Raw genomic sequence first — 15,042 nt, 5'->3', positions numbered from 1 at the left:
CTGAGAGGAGCAAGGACGATGACGATTTCCAAGGAACTGCTGGACGAACTTCTGAAGGGCTGCGAGCGGCCTGAAGATTTGCTTGGCAATAACGGCTTGATGAAAGAGCTGAAGATCAAGCTGATGGAGCGGATGCTGGGCGCCGAACTGACCGCGCACCTGGGCTATGAGGACGGCAAGGAGGCGCCGCCCGATCAGGTTAACCGCCGCAACGGCTCATCCGCCAAGAGACTAAAAGGCCAAGACGGCGAACTGCCGATTGCCGTGCCGCGTGACCGGGACGGCAGCTTCGAGCCTGAACTGGTGAAGAAGGGCCAGACCCGGATCGATGGGATGGACGACAAGATCATCGGGCTCTACGCCGCCGGTCTGACGGTGCGTGATATCCGCGCCCATCTCGAGGACGTCTATGGCCTTCAGGTCTCGCCTGACCTGATCAGCCGCGTCACCGACGCCGTGCTGGACGAGGTCCGGGAATGGCAGTCCCGGGCGCTGGACCGAATGTATCCCATCGTCATTTTCGACGCGCTCCGGGTGAAGATCCGCGATGCTGATAGCCGCATGGTGAAGAACAAGGCCGTGTATGTTGCCCTGGGCGTCTCACGGGACGGTGTTCGCGAGGTTCTGGGCCTGTGGATTGCCGAGAACGAAGGGGCCAAATTCTGGCTGTCGGTGATGAACGAACTCAAGAACCGGGGTGTCCAGGATATCCTGATTGCCGTCGTGGATGGCCTCAAAGGCTTCCCGGAAGCGATCACCGCCGCCTTTCCCGATGCCACAGTCCAGACGTGCATCGTTCATCTGGTGCGCCATTCCCTGAATTTCTGCGCCTGGAAGGATCGCAAGGCAGTCGCCGCCGATCTGCGCCTGATTTACGGCGCTCCAACCGCCGATCAGGCTGCCGCCGAACTGGATGCTTTCGAGGAAAAATGGGCCGAGAAATACGCCTCCATCGCTCCGGCATGGCGGCGGGCATGGCAGGAGGTGATCCCGTTCTTTGCCTTCGATCCGGCGATCCGCAAGATCATCTACACCACGAACGCCATCGAAAGCCTGAACCGTGTGATCCGCAAATCGATCAAGACCCGTGGTTCGTTCCCGACCGAGGAGGCTGCGACCAAGCTGATCTATCTGGCGATCCGCAATTTCGAGAAAGGTGGGCGGAATGTCCGGGAATGGTTTGCGGCCCGAAACCAATTCGCTATCATGTTCGACGAACGCTTCAACGCGTGACTGTATCTGAAACCCGCATGGACCGGGCCAGATACACAGAGTTCATGACACTCCCGCAAGAACCAGCGCCGTGTCGATCCTGCGCATCGCAAGGCGCCACCGGTCCGGCGACCCGTCTCTCAAACGACTGGTGTCCCACTCAGATCTCTGACCTTCTACGATGCCGTGGGGCGACGTCTCGCGGCCGAGGGAGCGCGATCATGACCGCGTATCTCGACAGAATCCAGGATGCACTGGTCGGGTTGAAAATGCCGCGCGCGCTGGAGGCGCTGGATCATATTGTTCAGCGGCTCGAAAGGGGTGAGGTCACGGCCATCGAGGCGATCGACGCGCTGTTGAGCGAGGAATATGCGACCCGCGAGACCCGACGGATCGATATCGCTTTGCGCACATCGAAGCTGTTGCCGTCAAAACGCTCGAGAGCTTCGACTTCAGCTTCCAGCCGTCTCTCGACCGTGAGCGTATTGCAGCACTGGCACAGCTCGACTTCGTCCGGCGCGCCGAGGTCGTTCACTTTCTCGGGCCACCGGGCACCGGGAAAAGTCATCTGGCCACCGCACTTGGCGTTGCGGCGGTGAAGGCCGGCCGTCAGGTCTACCGTGCTTCACTGGCCGAGTTGATCGATGCTCTAACCAAAGCTGAACGCCAAGGCGAGCTCGCCGAAAAGATCCGCTTCTACACGCGCTCTTCACTGCTGATCGTCGACGAAATCGGGTATTTGCCGATCAGCCGTGGCGGCGCCAATCTGTTCTTCCAACTCGTCAATGCCCGCTACGAAAAGGGTGCGATGATCTTAACCTCAAACCGTAGCTTTGCCGAATGGGGCGAAGTCTTTGGCGATCCCGTCGTCGCCACCGCGCTCCTCGACCGGCTCCTGCACCACGCTGTCGTCGTCCAGATCGAAGGGGCCAGCTACAGGCTACGCAGCCACGCGGACCTTGTCCCTGACCATGTCCGCGCAAACGCCCGCATTACACCACCACCAAAGCGGCGCGGTCGCCCACCAAAGAACGAGGCCGCCAATCCGTAAACCCGGCTGATTACCGGACCCGCCAGAGTGGGGAATTTTACTTCGGCACTTTTGGGGAAAGTTCAAACGGCGTTGACACCAGTCCTCCCACTCGACGAAGCATCGGGTGTGGTAACCGGGTTCGGCGAGCATGAGGCCCAGATCAAGGCCTCCGCCGCCTGCGCAGAGGGACAATCCGTGCCGGGGACGTGACACCATGCCATTCACCACACTCCCCGCGATCGCAGGCGCTCTGGGGTGACCAGCCCACGGGCCAAAATCGCATCACGAATGCTGTTGCTGATCGTGTTCGCGGGCAGAAACCGTTCTGAATTCACCAGATTGGCGTAGTACGCCGCCTTCTCGTCCGCGCTGGACGTGGGGCCGTCTGTGCGCTTTTGGCCTCGAGCATTTCCTTTGCCACTTGCCGCGAATTTCTGTGCAATCGTTGCCGTGGTCTGCTTCAGGCTCTGGTCGAAGCGCGCGACATCACCGGCGTAGATTTGCGCTGGGGCTTTGACGCCACCTTCCGCGTGTCGATTCCCCTCCCAGATGGCACCGCCCTTGATCCCGAGCGCCTGCGGTTCGAGGCGCTGGCTGAGGCGTTCGGCCTGTCGCCTTTCGACTATGGTCGCCAGTTCACCACCGGGCGCGAGCGGTTCCGCATCACCGGCATCGACCCCCGCAGGCCGAAATATCCTGTTTCGGCCGAGCGCATCCCCGATGGGCAAGGGTTCAAATTCACCGCCGAACAGGTGGCCTTATTGCTGCAAAAGGGGATGAAGGATGTGACGCCGCAGGGGTAAGGATAACGCACCCGGCCCTGACCGGCCTTTGGGCGACTGGCCAGATTCTGCGTTGCAGCTTCACCGAACCCGCCTTTCGACACGTTGTGCAGCATTTTAGTTGGCTGGAGGGAAGGACTGCGGACTTTGCTGCCATTCGATCGACCGACCCCACGGTCCGCTATGCGCCCCTAGCAACCACCGCGAAACACACCTCGGGCAGATCACGCGGTCTCAGCGTTCAAGCCAAGGATCACGCACAATGAACGTGTGACGGCCTAGCAACGCTTGGCGACGACAAGAATTGTGGGGTGCCCCGGGTATCCAAAAAGATCGACCTACTCCACGATTTCGATCAGGGTGCCCTCTGGTGAGCGCACCACCGCTTCATAATAGCCATCACCGGTTCGGCGCGGCTCAGATACGAGCAGCCCGTCAAGGCGAAACCTGTTTGCAATAGCATCTACTTGGATTTTGCTGCCAACGGACAACGCAACGTGCGCCCAGCCGCTGGTCTCTCCGGGGTGCGGTGTGACCCAAGGCCCCTCCATGATTTCTATCCGCGCCTCTATGCCGGGGATCTGGACGAAGCGGGATGCGAAGCCGGGCCTGTTACGGCTGTCGTAACGGTCACCAATTTGTGCATCGAAATAGCTTTGCCAGAATGCAGCAGCGGCCTCCAAATCCTGTGTCCAAAGGGCCAAATGCGCCAGCTTCATCTTCGTTCTGCCTCATCAGAGTAACATGTTGACCGGATCAGAGGATCACATAATGCAGTTTCTTGCAATGTATTGCAGGATTGTGCATGTCACTCAATGTTCCAGATACAAGACAGGCAGAGCTTCAGATTTTGGTATGTCTTAGGCAATGTTTGCGGTTACAACTTGGAGTTATCCACAGGCTGTAGTGTTAAATATGTGTTAGAAACTGTGTTAAGCAAAAAAGCAGCCTGTAACAAATTGATTTAGTTAATTTTTTTTACGTGCCCGTGTGTGAAAGTACGATACAGCGTGTGTGAAAGTACGAAAGAACGTGGGTAAAAGTACGATAGGCTCTTTAGTGTGTGTGAAAGTACGAATTGCAGTGACTTTTAGCATATCTGGCCATATCGTGTGTGAAAGTACGAAAGGTTTTCACTTTGGCTGATGAGAGCGCGATCAACCGCCCCCCGTCAAGAAGCGCCCACATGTAGCGAGCGAGGGATGTGCGGAACGGGCGCGCAAGCTCCGGGTCTAACGGTGCTGGTAGATGGTGCTCTTCAAGGATTCCTCGCACACGAATGATGGTCCCGTCCGTTGTAGGGAACACATCCGGTGGTCTGCCCCCAACGAGTGGTCCAGTTTGAATGTTAGTGCATGGTTGGCCTTTGGTCTATTGGGACGATGCTTTTGGGCGCTGGTGGACGGTATCCCAGAGCGCTGTGTGGTCTGACGGTGTTGTAATGGCGACGCCATCGCTCGATCAGGATTTGGGCCTCGCGCAGCGATGAGAAGACCTCGCCGTTCAGCAACTCGTCCCGAAATCGGGCGTTGAAGCTCTCGCAGTAGCCGTTTTCCCATGGCGATCCAGGCGCAATGAAGGCAGTTTTGGCACCCACCGCGCCGATCCAGGCGCGCACCTTCTTGGCGATGAATTCTGCGCCATTGTCTGACCTTATGTATTCCGGCGGACCGCGCAGGATGAACAGGTCAGTCAAGGCGTCGACCACGTCGACGGAATTGAGCTTGCGTTTGACACGGATCACCAGAGCCTCCTTCGTGAACTCGTCGATGATGTTGAGCGTGCGGAAGATCCGCCCGTCATGGGTTCGATCCTGGACGAAGTCATAGGACCAGACATGGTTCGGACGCTCCGGTCGCAGCCGAACACACGACCCATCGTTCAGCCAGAGCCGACCCTTCTTGGGTTGTTTTTGCGGGACTTTCAGCCCCTCCCGCCGCCAGATCCGTTCGACGCGCTTGTGATTTACATGCCAGCCGCTGTTGTTCAGCATTCCGGTAATCATGCGATATCCATAGCGTCCGAACTCTTCTGTCAGTGCGATGATGTCATCGGTCAGCCGTTCTTCGTCCGGCAGGCCGAGAGGCACCTTGCGCTGTGTCGAGCGATGCTGACCCAATGTGCGACAAACCCGGCGCTCTGATAAGCTGAGAGTCTGCCGCACATGGTCGATACATCGACGGCGGCGGGAAGGGCTTAAAAGTTTCCCCGTGCAGCCTCGGTCAGGATCACCTTGTCCAGCGTCAGATCCGACACGGCACGCCTAAGCCGGGTATTCTCAGTCTCCAGCTCCTTCAGCCGTTTGAGCTGATCTCGACTCATGCCACCATACTCTTTGCGCCATCGATAATAGGTCGGTTGTGTCACGCCGATCTGTCGAACGGCATCAGCAATCGAACGTCCTTGCCCTTGCAGCACTTCAACCTGCCGCAGCTTCAGCACGATCTCTTCGGGGTTGTCTCGCTTTCCTGCCATCTCTGGTCCTCCTGAAATGGGATAATACTATCCCAGTTGGTGGACCACTTCAGTGGGGGCACTCCAGTTCTGGACACAGAGGCCACAAAGAAAATACAGAAGATCAGTACCGCTTCCTTGGTCGATACATATGGCCATACCTTTAAACCGATTTCCAAGCTAAAGACGCAGTTCGCGAACCTTCCCACGGAATATAAATATGCTTTGGCCGCTCTGGTCGGGGAATACGACACGCGCGGGCAGCAAGGATATCAGCTTACAGGTGAGTTCTTCGACTGGTTCGAAGATCACTTCGCCGAGCGTTACACTATAGAAGGGCCGCGCGGGGCAGGGCGTGATGTTGAGCTATCAACGATTTACCCCGATTTTAAAGGCTCCTATCCATGTGATTTTGTGGTTCGACGTAACAGCGATCAGGAGGTCTTGGCGGTAGGGTTTGCACGCTATGACTCGACGCGCGGCGGCGCACAATCGGATGACCGAACTGGCGGTAACGCCAATAAAGTCGAGAAGGCCAAAGCCTTCGACCAAGTGACTCCAACACGCCTCAAGCTGATCTTCCTGTCAGATGGGCCAGGACTCACACACGGCGATACTTGGGAAGAAGCCTGCGCGCTTGACGGCCAGTGGGACGGGCGCGTGCGCGTCGTCACCCTAAAATTGGCCGAAGCGCGCATCACACCGGACTGGCTGGAAGGCTAAACTTCAGAAATATCTTGAATTTCCTGCGGATAGGCATCGAAGAGTTGGCTATCGACCACAAAGCCGCAAGCCTGTTCTTCTTGCCGGTTTGCCGAGGGAAGAGGTGGGCTCTCAGCCTTCTTTTCGTGCTTGTTCACGTAGTCGCCCATCCGCTCCAAACCATGCCTCATACGGCGTATGGTGGCTTTAGCCGCGCTGAAAGAAGCGTCTATGCCTAGATAGCGCCGCTTGAGGTCTCGCGCAGCATGAAGCGTTGTCCCCGATCCGCAGAACGGGTCAACTACGAGATCGCCCTCATCCGAGCTGGCACCGACGATCATCTTGACCATCGCAAGGTTCTTCTCGGTCGGGTATCCGGTGATCTTGATGCTTTGGTGATGAGCATCGCGGTACTGGTCCCAATAGTCGGTCAGCGCTGTTTTTTTGTCAGAGGACCAATAGACTTTGCGGCGAGGATTACCATTGCGAGACCAGTGGATATCGCCCTGTCGGTCTAACTCCTCAAGCTTGTCGGGCACATACTGCCAGTGCTTCCCAGGAGGCGGCATCATCCCGCGCCACTGCTTGCCGGTTTCACCGTTGCGTGTGCCCGGCGCATGAACAGGAACGAGTTTGTAGCGCCGCCCAATGTTATCGAACTTCGGATACTCTCTCTCGATCCAATCCTGCTCAGGATCGATGCCTGGTTTGTTCCATTTGTAAGATTTAGTCTTGGAATAAAAAAGAATGTAATCATTTATGTTTGCATACTGTTTACTGGTGAAATTTTTGCTGCTGCACTTCCGTCGTGTAATGAGATTGCGGAAGTTATCGGAGCCGAAAACTTCATCCATCACGACCTTCAAATGTCCAAGCATCTGATGGCCGATATGAACATAAATTGAACCATCATCGGCCATGGTCTCGCGCATAAGGATCAAGCGCCGCCGCATAAACTCGATATATGCGGCAGGCCCCATGCTGTCCTTGTAAGCGTGTTCGAGGTCACGCGAGTGGAAGTCAAAGCCCGTGCCATAGGGAGGATCGAGATAGTATAGGTTAACTTTCGTGCCTTCGCGGATAAGCTCATTGAGAACGAAGAAGTTATCATCGAGGATAAAAGAATTTTCTGGAATACTACTAATATTTTTGGCACTTTCGCCATTCATTATCAGGAATTGGCGCGGCGTTGACTTGATGATATCAGAACGCTCTGCCTTGTTAGGATAGCTGAGAACGACCTCCGCATCACCTGGAGGCAAGGGGGTCGATTCCCGATAGAAATCCAGAACGGAAATCGAGTCCTCTGAGTGCTGCTCGCGCTTGGTGGGAGTGTCATGAACTCTGTGTATCTGGCCCGGTCCATGCGGGTTTCAGATACAGTCACGCGTTGAAGCGTTCGTCGAACATGATAGCGAATTGGTTTCGGGCCGCAAACCATTCCCGGACATTCCGCCCACCTTTCTCGAAATTGCGGATCGCCAGATAGATCAGCTTGGTCGCAGCCTCCTCGGTCGGGAACGAACCACGGGTCTTGATCGATTTGCGGATCACACGGTTCAGGCTTTCGATGGCGTTCGTGGTGTAGATGATCTTGCGGATCGCCGGATCGAAGGCAAAGAACGGGATCACCTCCTGCCATGCCCGCCATGCCGGAGCGATGGAGGCGTATTTCTCGGCCCATTTTTCCTCGAAAGCATCCAGTTCGGCGGCAGCCTGATCGGCGGTTGGAGCGCCGTAAATCAGGCGCAGATCGGCGGCGACTGCCTTGCGATCCTTCCAGGCGCAGAAATTCAGGGAATGGCGCACCAGATGAACGATGCACGTCTGGACTGTGGCATCGGGAAAGGCGGCGGTGATCGCTTCCGGGAAGCCTTTGAGGCCATCCACGACGGCAATCAGGATATCCTGGACACCCCGGTTCTTGAGTTCGTTCATCACCGACAGCCAGAATTTGGCCCTTCGTTCTCGGCAATCCACAGGCCCAGAACCTCGCGAACACCGTCCCGTGAGACGCCAGGGCAACATACACGGCCTTGTTCTTCACCATGCGGCTATCAGCATCGCGGATCTTCACCCGGAGCGCGTCGAAAATGACGATGGGATACATTCGGTCCAGCGCCCGGGACTGCCATTCCCGGACCTCGTCCAGCACGGCGTCGGTGACGCGGCTGATCAGGTCAGGCGAGACCTGAAGGCCATAGACGTCCTCGAGATGGGCGCGGATATCACGCACCGTCAGACCGGCGGCGTAGAGCCCGATGATCTTGTCGTCCATCCCATCGATCCGGGTCTGGCCCTTCTTCACCAGTTCAGGCTCGAAGCTGCCGTCCCGGTCACGCGGCACGGCAATCGGCAGTTCGCCGTCTTGGCCTTTTAGTCTCTTGGCGGATGAGCCGTTGCGGCGGTTAACCTGATCGGGCGGCGCCTCCTTGCCGTCCTCATAGCCCAGGTGCGCGGTCAGTTCGGCGCCCAGCATCCGCTCCATCAGCTTGATCTTCAGCTCTTTCATCAAGCCGTTATTGCCAAGCAAATCTTCAGGCCGCTCGCAGCCCTTCAGAAGTTCGTCCAGCAGTTCCTTGGAAATCGTCATCGTCCTTGCTCCTCTCAGGAAGCATGGACCAGATCCCAGTTACACAGAAGATCGGACACTCTCCGCTTGGTGATGCCTGTTGCCATGTAGGTCTCCTAATTTTGGTAACCAGAGTAGAACATATAAAGAATATAGTCCATAAAAATGTTATTTTTTGGAAAAATTTATACGTAGGGTTAGCGAAGCTTAGTAGGTATCCATATCTATGTGCGCCTTACAGTCTTCACACTCACGCAAAAGAGCCGCGCAATCTCGGTTAGGCGTCGACCTTCTTCATCGCGCATACGGCGCACCTCGTCACGTTGAGCGGCTGAGAGGGCAGGGGGGCGGCCTCCCACCCGACCGCGCTTCCTTGCGGCCTCCAGTCCCTCCTTGGTGCGCTCTGAAATCCTTTCCCGCTCGAACTGCGCAATAGATGCGAAGACGTGGAAGATCAGGCGACCTGCGGGCGTGGTGGTGTTGATGTCCTCGGCCAGTGAGCGAAACCCGCCGCCGCGCTCCTTGATGGTTTCCACGATATCAAGAAGGTCTCGCAACGACCGTGCAAGGCGGTCGTACTTCGTGACGACGATCACGTCGCCTTGACGAAGCTGATCAAGGAGCTGGTTGAGCTGCGGCCGCTTTCTGGTCGAGCCGCTGATCTTATCCGAGAAAATGCGCTCCGCGCCTGCCGCTGTCAGGGCGTCGGTCTGAGCATCTAGGAGCTGATCGTCTGTTGAGACGCGGGCATAACCAAAAATCATGTTTCATGGTGACACAAACGTCCCAAAACTCAAAAGGTTTTGTCATGAGGGTTTTGGCCCGCTCAAGCCGTTGGTTTCACGTAGGGAAGGGGCAGAGGGACAAAAACGACCGTTTTTGGCCGGTCTGCTCTGTCTATGGGTATCCGTCCGAAGTAGTAGGTATAGTTTCTGCTGGCCTCTGAAACAGCCTCGACAAAATCAACTGCCTACTGGCAACATGAACTATGGATATGAAAGCGAAAACAGATCAGCAAATTCAGAATCTGATCGACAATCACCGCCGAGCCGGAAAGCTCGAAGCTCCACTGGCAGTGGCGGCCATAGAAGAACAGACCAGACGGAATACATCATTCGACTTCAAAGCAGGGATTGAATTTTTGCTTCAGGCAGCACGCGAAGGGCGTGCAGTCAACTACCGACAGCTTGCCGAAGCAGGTGGTGTACTTAAGCCTGGTGACACTTGGCAGCAACACATGACTCGGAAGATACCGCTGTCTCAGATTGTCGACTATGCCTACACCCATAATATGCCTGCTATCACCGCGCTGGTTGAGACAACGCAGGGCGTAACAGATAGTATCCTCGCCGGATTCCAGAAGGGTCTGAATGATACGGGGATCCGCGTTCCGGCCGGAATGACAATCGAAGACTTCTACCGTTCGGAACGGCAACGTACTTTCGAATGGGCCGTGACAAAGTGAAGAAACTGGCACACCAGCAAGCACGTGAGCTCGGCGAAGCTTTGGCCTTAGCGAAGCTGAATAGCCTTGGTTATGCAGCCTACGCCAGTCCAGCTGGTGCCCTAGGGCATGACCTTATGGTAGTGGTCGACCATGGCACCTTGTCCATCGAAGGTAACCGGCCGATTGTTACCGCGGTGGTTTTGCCCTGATGCGGGCGATGAGTTCCTTGTCATGGACGAAGTCGTCGAGGAATTCATGCCAGCTGTCGGTGGTTCTGCGGGCATCCCTGAGCATGTCGGTCAGCTCCTCGACGCCGTAGTCTGACAGTGCGGTGATGGTCTCTTCCGGACCGGTATAAACGCTGATGATTGAGCCGTAGGTCAGGTTGTCGTCATTCCAGACGATGGCTTCGAGAAGCTCCAGGTCTTCGCCGATCATTTTGGCGACGTAGTCGAGGGTGCAGATGTGGGTGATGGCAGCCATCAGGCGGCCTCGGCGTTTGCGACGGCGAATGGCGACCAATTCCACGGCAGTAGTTCATCGAGGCGATTGATCTTGTGGTCGTGGATGCGGTTGAGGATGTCAGTGAGATACGCTTGGGGATCGAGGCCGTTCATCTTGGCTGTTTCGATCACCGTCATTGCCCGCGCGAGGGTCTCCGCGCCGGTGTCTGCCCCGGCGAATAGCCAATTTTTTTTCCGATTCCAATCGGTCTGAGCGCGCGCTCTGCCGGATTGTTGTCGATGGCGACCCGGCCATCTTCAAGGAACAGGCTGAATGCGGCGCGGCGGCTGATCCCATAGCGGAAGGCTTTGGCCAGATCGCCCTTGCCGGGGATCAGGGCAAGCTGGCTCTCCGACCATGCGAAGAAGGCCTCGACCTTTGGGACGCTGTATCTCTGGCGGGCAGCAAGGCGGGTGTCCGCAGAACGACCAGAGATTTCGCGTTCGATGTCGTAAAGCCCGCCGATCCGATCCAGCGCCTCGCGGGCAATGGCAGATTTGGTCTTGCTCCATTCGTCATGGAAGTCGCGGCGCAGATGCGCCCAGCATGCCGCTTCGCGCAGGCGGGGCGGGCTGTCACGTTCCGGTTCATAGAGCTTGGCATACCCCTTGTAGCCGTCGGCTTGCAGAATGCCGCGGGTATTGGCCAGATGGCGCTGGACGTGTTCTTCCTTCCAATCCGGCGCGAAGGTGTAGACCGCGCCAGGGGAGACGCGCCTGCCCAAGGCCGCTGATCGCGCACATAGGCCCATATCCGGCCCTTCCTCACCCTTGCCCAGCCCTTGGTCGCGCAAGGATCTATCCAGAACACGGATTGGGGTGTCGTCGGCGTGAAGCACGTCACTGGCCATGATATCGGCCTCGATCCTCTCGATGCGGCTGCAAAACCTTCATCGCGCGCCCGCACCAGTCGACCAGCGTGCTGTCCGGGATATCGGCTCCCATGCGGGCAAAGATTTCGGCCTGGCGATAGAGGGGGAGATGGTCATCGTATTTCGAGATCAGAACGTAGGCCAGCAGCGCGGCGCTCGCCATGCTGCCGGGGATAGGGCGGCTGGGAGCGGGTTCCTGCACCATCTTCTCACACCGGCGGCAGGACTTCTTCAGGCGTGCGATCTGCAAGACCCTGAGCTGTGCCGCGACCAGGTCGAGCATGTCGCTGACATCCTCGCCGACAAGACGCAGGTCGCCGCCGCAGTCCGGGCAGCAGGTGCCGGGGTCAAGCTCTCGACGCTCGCGCGGCGTGGTATCCGACACGCGGGGACGACGGCGGGGCTTGTGAGCATCAGTATCGTTACTGGTGGATGCGGTCGCATCAGCATCCTCGTCCGTGGAGGCAGTCTCGCTTTCAGCGGCTGCGATCAGCAGGTCTTCCAGCGCCAGTTCAAGCTGTTCGATCTCGCGCTCGACCTTCTCTGAGGATTTGCCAAAAGCCTGCTTCTTCAGTTTTGCGATACGCAACCGCAGGGTCTGGATCAGCTGGTCATGGGCCCGGATTGTCGCCGACATCCGCGCATTCTCTGCCTGCAAGGCAGCGATCATCGCCTTCAAAAGCGCGGGGTCTTCGGGCAGGATTGCGGCATTGCTCGACATGCCGCTGATTACCACGAGGCAGTATAATAGGCCATAAAAACAAGGCATTTCAGCCGGATAAAATTACCCGACCCGCGCCGGTGGCGCACCCCAATCCGGCCGCCGCCAGTCGATCCCTTCCCACAACATAGCCAATTGCGCGGAGGTCAGACGCGCGGAACCGGAGGCCGTGTTCGGCCAGGGAAAGCGCCCGCGCTGGAGCACCTTGTAATAGAGGCAAAACCCTGGCCATCCCAATAAAGGAGCTTCAGCCGGTCACCCTTGCGTCCCCGAAACGCGAACACCGCACCGCCCGTCGGCTTCTGGCGCAGCACATCCTGCGCCAGTGCTGCCAAGCCCGCGATCCCCTTGCGCATGTCAGTCACACCGCAAGCCAGATACAGCGAACGCCAGTGCCCGGCCCGATCATGCTCCATCCACGCGCGGATCAGCCGTGTGAGATCCCTGTCGCCGATGCCGCTCTCGAACCGCAGCATGCGCCCTTGGCCAGACGAAGCTCGATCCAGGAAACCGGTGGTGGGGCCGAAGCGACTGGCACCTCGGACAGGCGTCACGCCGACCGGCAAAAAGTGCCCCTGCATCCGGGGACCAGAGGCCCTTCCGCTTCAGTTCGCTACGCCACGCGTAGATCTGCTGACGGGTCACCTCATGGCGCTGAGCAACCTGCGTCACCGACGCGCCGCCCACACAAACCGCGCTCACAATCGCCAACTTACCCGCGTCATCCCAACGGCGACGCCGCTCGACCCCCAGAATTTCGCCCCGCATGACCCCTCCGCGCATAAGACACGTCGCTACCGACGTCGTTATGCACGTGTCTTAGGCGATCAGGCTGCCATGTGGCAGGCGGTGACAATCGGGCGGTTACCATCGAAGTGAAAACCCGGCAACACATCAACAGTGAATCTGAAATCAGCCGTTGGCCAGTTTTGATGAAGACGAAGGGGGATGCCGACCTGTTCCTATTTGTAGCTCTTAATATCACCACCATGTCGCCTAACACCAAGCGAACGTACCGAGCTGGAAGCAGCGGCTGCGGATGTTGGGAAGTCTCTGACTGAGTACGCCCGGACCCGCGTTATGCGCGGCGGGTTGCTGGACCACATCGCCACCCCCAAGCAGATGGGAAGAGACATCGACCAGCAAGCCGTCGCGGCACTGAACCGGGCGGGTGTTGCGATGGTTCAAGTGGCGGAGAAGCTGAGTGCCTCGCGGGTGTCTGTTCCCGAAAATCTGGACGACATCATTTTCGAAGTGCGCGATGCAATTAAGATCCTGACAGTGCGCCGCCGATGATCCTGAATTTGTCTAAGCCTGGCTATTCGTTCATGCGCCCAGCAATGCGCCACGCGGATGGGGTCGCCGCCCTTGCGGGAGGGACGCGTCAGGCGGTTGTAGCCCTGGTAGCCATCGAGTTGCACGATACCATCGAAGCCGCGCAGGAACGTCTCGGCGTTCTGTCCGCCGCGATCGGGCGCGTAGAAGAAGACGACCCCCGGCGGATCGGCGCCGCCCCAGCCTCGATCATCCCGGGCCAGCGCCCAGAGATAGCCTGTCTTGGTTCGGCCGCGCCCCGGATCGAGGACCGGCGCCGTGGTTTCGTCCATGAACAGCTTGGTCGACCCCTTCAGGTGCTCGGCCAGCCGGTCGACGACGGGTCTCAGATGGAAGGCCACCACGCCGATCCAGTCGGCCAGGGTGCTGCGATGGATGGTACGGCGCGCGCCAGCAGAGACAGCCTCTTCGATCAGAGCGATGGCGGTTTGGGGAGGATCAAGGTCAAATGGGGCGTCGCCGCCCGTGCCGGGATCATCGGATCCTGATGGATCAAAGCCCGGCTCGAAGCCCAGCAGATAGCGGGTGGGCCGCTGCTGGCCCGTCCGGCGGTCGGTCATCCGGATCCGCCGGATCAGGTGGCGGGCTTCGAGATCATCAAGATGGCGGTTCAGCGTGGCGCGCCCGATCTCACAATCATGCGCTAGCCGCTCCTGCGAGGGGAAACAGCCGTAATCCGGGTTGAACCGGTCGCAGAGATGCCAGAGCACGATCTTGGTGGTGGGCTTGAGCCCGCGCTGCTGGATGGCCCAGTTGGTGGCGGCGTGGCTCATGACGCTGCCCTCCGCGCTGGGCTGGGTGCGCGCAGTGCGGCGTTCCTGCTTCCTTTGATCGGTGGCTCGCTGGCAGAGGCAACCGGCAGGATCGAGGCGGCACTGATACCCGCCCTTATATTCATGATTGCGGCCTTCGCGGCACTTGGTCTCAACGCCAGGTATCCACGTTATGAATAGCTGATGCGCGGTTGTTGACGGCTCGGACTTGTCCCGAATTATTGAGTGCCATGTGAAAGCGTCTCGAACCCATGGATTCTAAATCTTGTCAGGAGGCCGTGCCAAGTATTCCCGACGCAACCGCCAGGCATTTTCGGCCCTTACGGATGAAGACCTCGCCGGACAGTAACACCTCGCGGGCGGCCCGGCGTTGGAGACCATAGAAATCGGTCAGCCCCTCGGCGTCAGCATCGTCGGTCCAGGCCAGCCAGAGTGCCTGCAACTCTTCCTTCTTGGTGGCATCGGTGATGGTCGACGAGGATTTGATGCCATCACCAACGACATTGCTGGCGAAGCTTTCCACGGCGTTTGCTGCATAGCCATTGTTACGCACCAGCCAGCGGGCGCGGGCGGTGATGGTGCCACCCGAGGCGGCAATCAGCGTGTTCACATGGGCGCGGCTGGCACGGAACCTGC

General features: G+C 58.2%; 12 protein-coding genes and 7 pseudogenes. 5 read left to right on the top strand and 14 right to left on the bottom strand.

Annotation, left to right across the window (positions count from 1 at the left end; all coding sequences use genetic code 11):
• Positions 1–18: 18 nt before the first annotated feature.
• The 3 genes from H9529_RS09105 (at position 19) to H9529_RS09095 (ending at position 3,048) form a co-directional block, all read left to right on the top strand.
• Complete coding sequence (locus H9529_RS09105) at positions 19–1,233, top strand: IS256 family transposase (protein ID WP_190305591.1); 1,215 nt, start codon at positions 19–21, stop codon at positions 1,231–1,233.
• Positions 1,234–1,579: 346 nt separating this feature from the next.
• Positions 1,580–2,263, top strand: coding sequence for an IS21-like element helper ATPase IstB (gene istB / locus H9529_RS09100; RefSeq protein ID WP_317889646.1), 684 nt, complete (start codon positions 1,580–1,582; stop codon positions 2,261–2,263).
• 482 nt (positions 2,264–2,745) lie between these two features.
• Positions 2,746–3,048, top strand: a complete 303-nt coding sequence (locus tag H9529_RS09095; RefSeq protein ID WP_223814109.1) for a hypothetical protein — start codon at positions 2,746–2,748, stop codon at positions 3,046–3,048.
• Positions 3,049–3,365: 317 nt separating this feature from the next.
• Here H9529_RS09095 and H9529_RS09090 read toward each other — a convergent pair whose 3' ends face one another.
• Positions 3,366–3,746 carry a VOC family protein gene (locus tag H9529_RS09090; RefSeq protein WP_092892994.1) on the bottom strand — a complete coding sequence of 127 codons (381 nt, stop codon included), beginning with the start codon at positions 3,744–3,746 and terminating at the stop codon, positions 3,366–3,368.
• 629 nt (positions 3,747–4,375) lie between these two features.
• Positions 4,376–5,502 (bottom strand): IS3 family transposase gene (locus tag H9529_RS09085; RefSeq protein ID WP_190305597.1). Its coding sequence is split into 2 segments (ribosomal slippage): positions 4,376–5,238 and positions 5,238–5,502, totalling 1,128 coding nucleotides; the frame shifts between segments, so codons are not numbered across the junction.
• A gap of 117 nt (positions 5,503–5,619) precedes the next feature.
• Between H9529_RS09085 and H9529_RS09080 the strand changes: the two genes are divergently transcribed.
• On the top strand, positions 5,620–6,204 hold the full coding sequence (locus H9529_RS09080; protein WP_176847406.1) for a hypothetical protein: 585 nt from the start codon (positions 5,620–5,622) through the stop codon (positions 6,202–6,204).
• On the opposite strand, the gene H9529_RS09075 is transcribed toward H9529_RS09080, so the two are convergent.
• The 3 genes and pseudogenes from H9529_RS09075 to H9529_RS09065 all read right to left on the bottom strand — a co-directional run bounded on the left by H9529_RS09075 (position 6,201) and on the right by H9529_RS09065 (position 9,519).
• A complete protein-coding gene (locus H9529_RS09075; protein ID WP_218132203.1) occupies positions 6,201–7,445 on the bottom strand; it encodes a site-specific DNA-methyltransferase in 1,245 nt (414 codons plus the stop codon). The two genes, H9529_RS09080 and H9529_RS09075, sit on opposite strands and share 4 nt — an antisense overlap.
• A gap of 121 nt (positions 7,446–7,566) precedes the next feature.
• Positions 7,567–8,776: pseudogene (locus H9529_RS09070) on the bottom strand (IS256 family transposase).
• A gap of 203 nt (positions 8,777–8,979) precedes the next feature.
• Positions 8,980–9,519, bottom strand: a complete 540-nt coding sequence (locus H9529_RS09065) for a recombinase family protein (RefSeq protein WP_092893024.1) — start codon at positions 9,517–9,519, stop codon at positions 8,980–8,982.
• A gap of 230 nt (positions 9,520–9,749) precedes the next feature.
• Between H9529_RS09065 and H9529_RS09060 the strand changes: the two genes are divergently transcribed.
• Positions 9,750–10,220: a hypothetical protein gene (locus H9529_RS09060; RefSeq protein WP_092893026.1), complete on the top strand. Its 471-nt coding sequence runs from the start codon at positions 9,750–9,752 to the stop codon at positions 10,218–10,220.
• 168 nt (positions 10,221–10,388) lie between these two features.
• Here H9529_RS09060 and H9529_RS09055 read toward each other — a convergent pair whose 3' ends face one another.
• The 9 genes and pseudogenes from H9529_RS09055 to H9529_RS09025 form a co-directional block, all read right to left on the bottom strand.
• A complete protein-coding gene (locus H9529_RS09055) occupies positions 10,389–10,685 on the bottom strand; it encodes a hypothetical protein (RefSeq protein WP_190305596.1) in 297 nt (98 codons plus the stop codon).
• Complete coding sequence (locus H9529_RS20725; RefSeq protein ID WP_223814107.1) at positions 10,685–10,843, bottom strand: transposase domain-containing protein; 159 nt, start codon at positions 10,841–10,843, stop codon at positions 10,685–10,687. The genes H9529_RS09055 and H9529_RS20725 overlap by 1 nt, the downstream gene beginning before the upstream one ends.
• A pseudogene (gene tnpC, locus H9529_RS09050) lies at positions 10,840–11,962 on the bottom strand (IS66 family transposase). Before tnpC ends, H9529_RS20725 begins: the two are co-directional and overlap by 4 nt.
• Positions 11,948–12,298 (bottom strand): annotated as a pseudogene (locus H9529_RS21335) (transposase domain-containing protein); the annotation flags it as partial. The pseudogenes tnpC and H9529_RS21335, both read right to left, overlap by 15 nt.
• 63 nt (positions 12,299–12,361) lie before the next feature.
• A pseudogene (tnpB, locus tag H9529_RS09045) lies at positions 12,362–12,654 on the bottom strand (IS66 family insertion sequence element accessory protein TnpB).
• Between the two features lie 49 nt (positions 12,655–12,703).
• Entirely contained in the window at positions 12,704–13,066 is a 363-nt protein-coding gene (locus tag H9529_RS21330) for a transposase (protein ID WP_190305595.1), read from the bottom strand.
• A gap of 554 nt (positions 13,067–13,620) precedes the next feature.
• Positions 13,621–14,010 (bottom strand): annotated as a pseudogene (locus tag H9529_RS09035) (IS66 family transposase); the annotation flags it as partial.
• 210 nt (positions 14,011–14,220) lie between these two features.
• Positions 14,221–14,406 (bottom strand): annotated as a pseudogene (locus H9529_RS09030) (helix-turn-helix domain-containing protein); the annotation flags it as partial.
• 268 nt (positions 14,407–14,674) lie between these two features.
• A pseudogene (locus tag H9529_RS09025) lies at positions 14,675–15,037 on the bottom strand (phage portal protein); the annotation flags it as partial.
• Positions 15,038–15,042 lie beyond the last annotated feature (5 nt).

It is taken from the genome of Roseicitreum antarcticum, assembly GCF_014681765.1.
Lineage (GTDB): Bacteria > Pseudomonadota > Alphaproteobacteria > Rhodobacterales > Rhodobacteraceae > Roseicitreum > Roseicitreum antarcticum.
The sequence above is the reverse complement of the archived record's forward strand: the minus strand, read 5'-3'. Positions and strand labels throughout refer to the sequence as shown.

What these genes read in the sequence shown, in the direction of transcription:
- H9529_RS09105 (WP_190305591.1), top strand. Translation starts at nt 19, where the DNA reads ATGACGATTTCCAAGGAACTGCTGGACGAACTTCTGAAGGGCTGCGAG.
- H9529_RS09090 (WP_092892994.1), bottom strand. Translation starts at nt 3,746, where the DNA reads ATGAAGCTGGCGCATTTGGCCCTTTGGACACAGGATTTGGAGGCCGCT.
- H9529_RS09065 (WP_092893024.1), bottom strand. Translation starts at nt 9,519, where the DNA reads ATGATTTTTGGTTATGCCCGCGTCTCAACAGACGATCAGCTCCTAGAT.
- H9529_RS09060 (WP_092893026.1), top strand. Translation starts at nt 9,750, where the DNA reads ATGAAAGCGAAAACAGATCAGCAAATTCAGAATCTGATCGACAATCAC.
- H9529_RS09055 (WP_190305596.1), bottom strand. Translation starts at nt 10,685, where the DNA reads ATGGCTGCCATCACCCACATCTGCACCCTCGACTACGTCGCCAAAATG.
- H9529_RS20725 (WP_223814107.1), bottom strand. Translation starts at nt 10,843, where the DNA reads ATGACGGTGATCGAAACAGCCAAGATGAACGGCCTCGATCCCCAAGCG.
- H9529_RS21330 (WP_190305595.1), bottom strand. Translation starts at nt 13,066, where the DNA reads ATGCGGGGCGAAATTCTGGGGGTCGAGCGGCGTCGCCGTTGGGATGAC.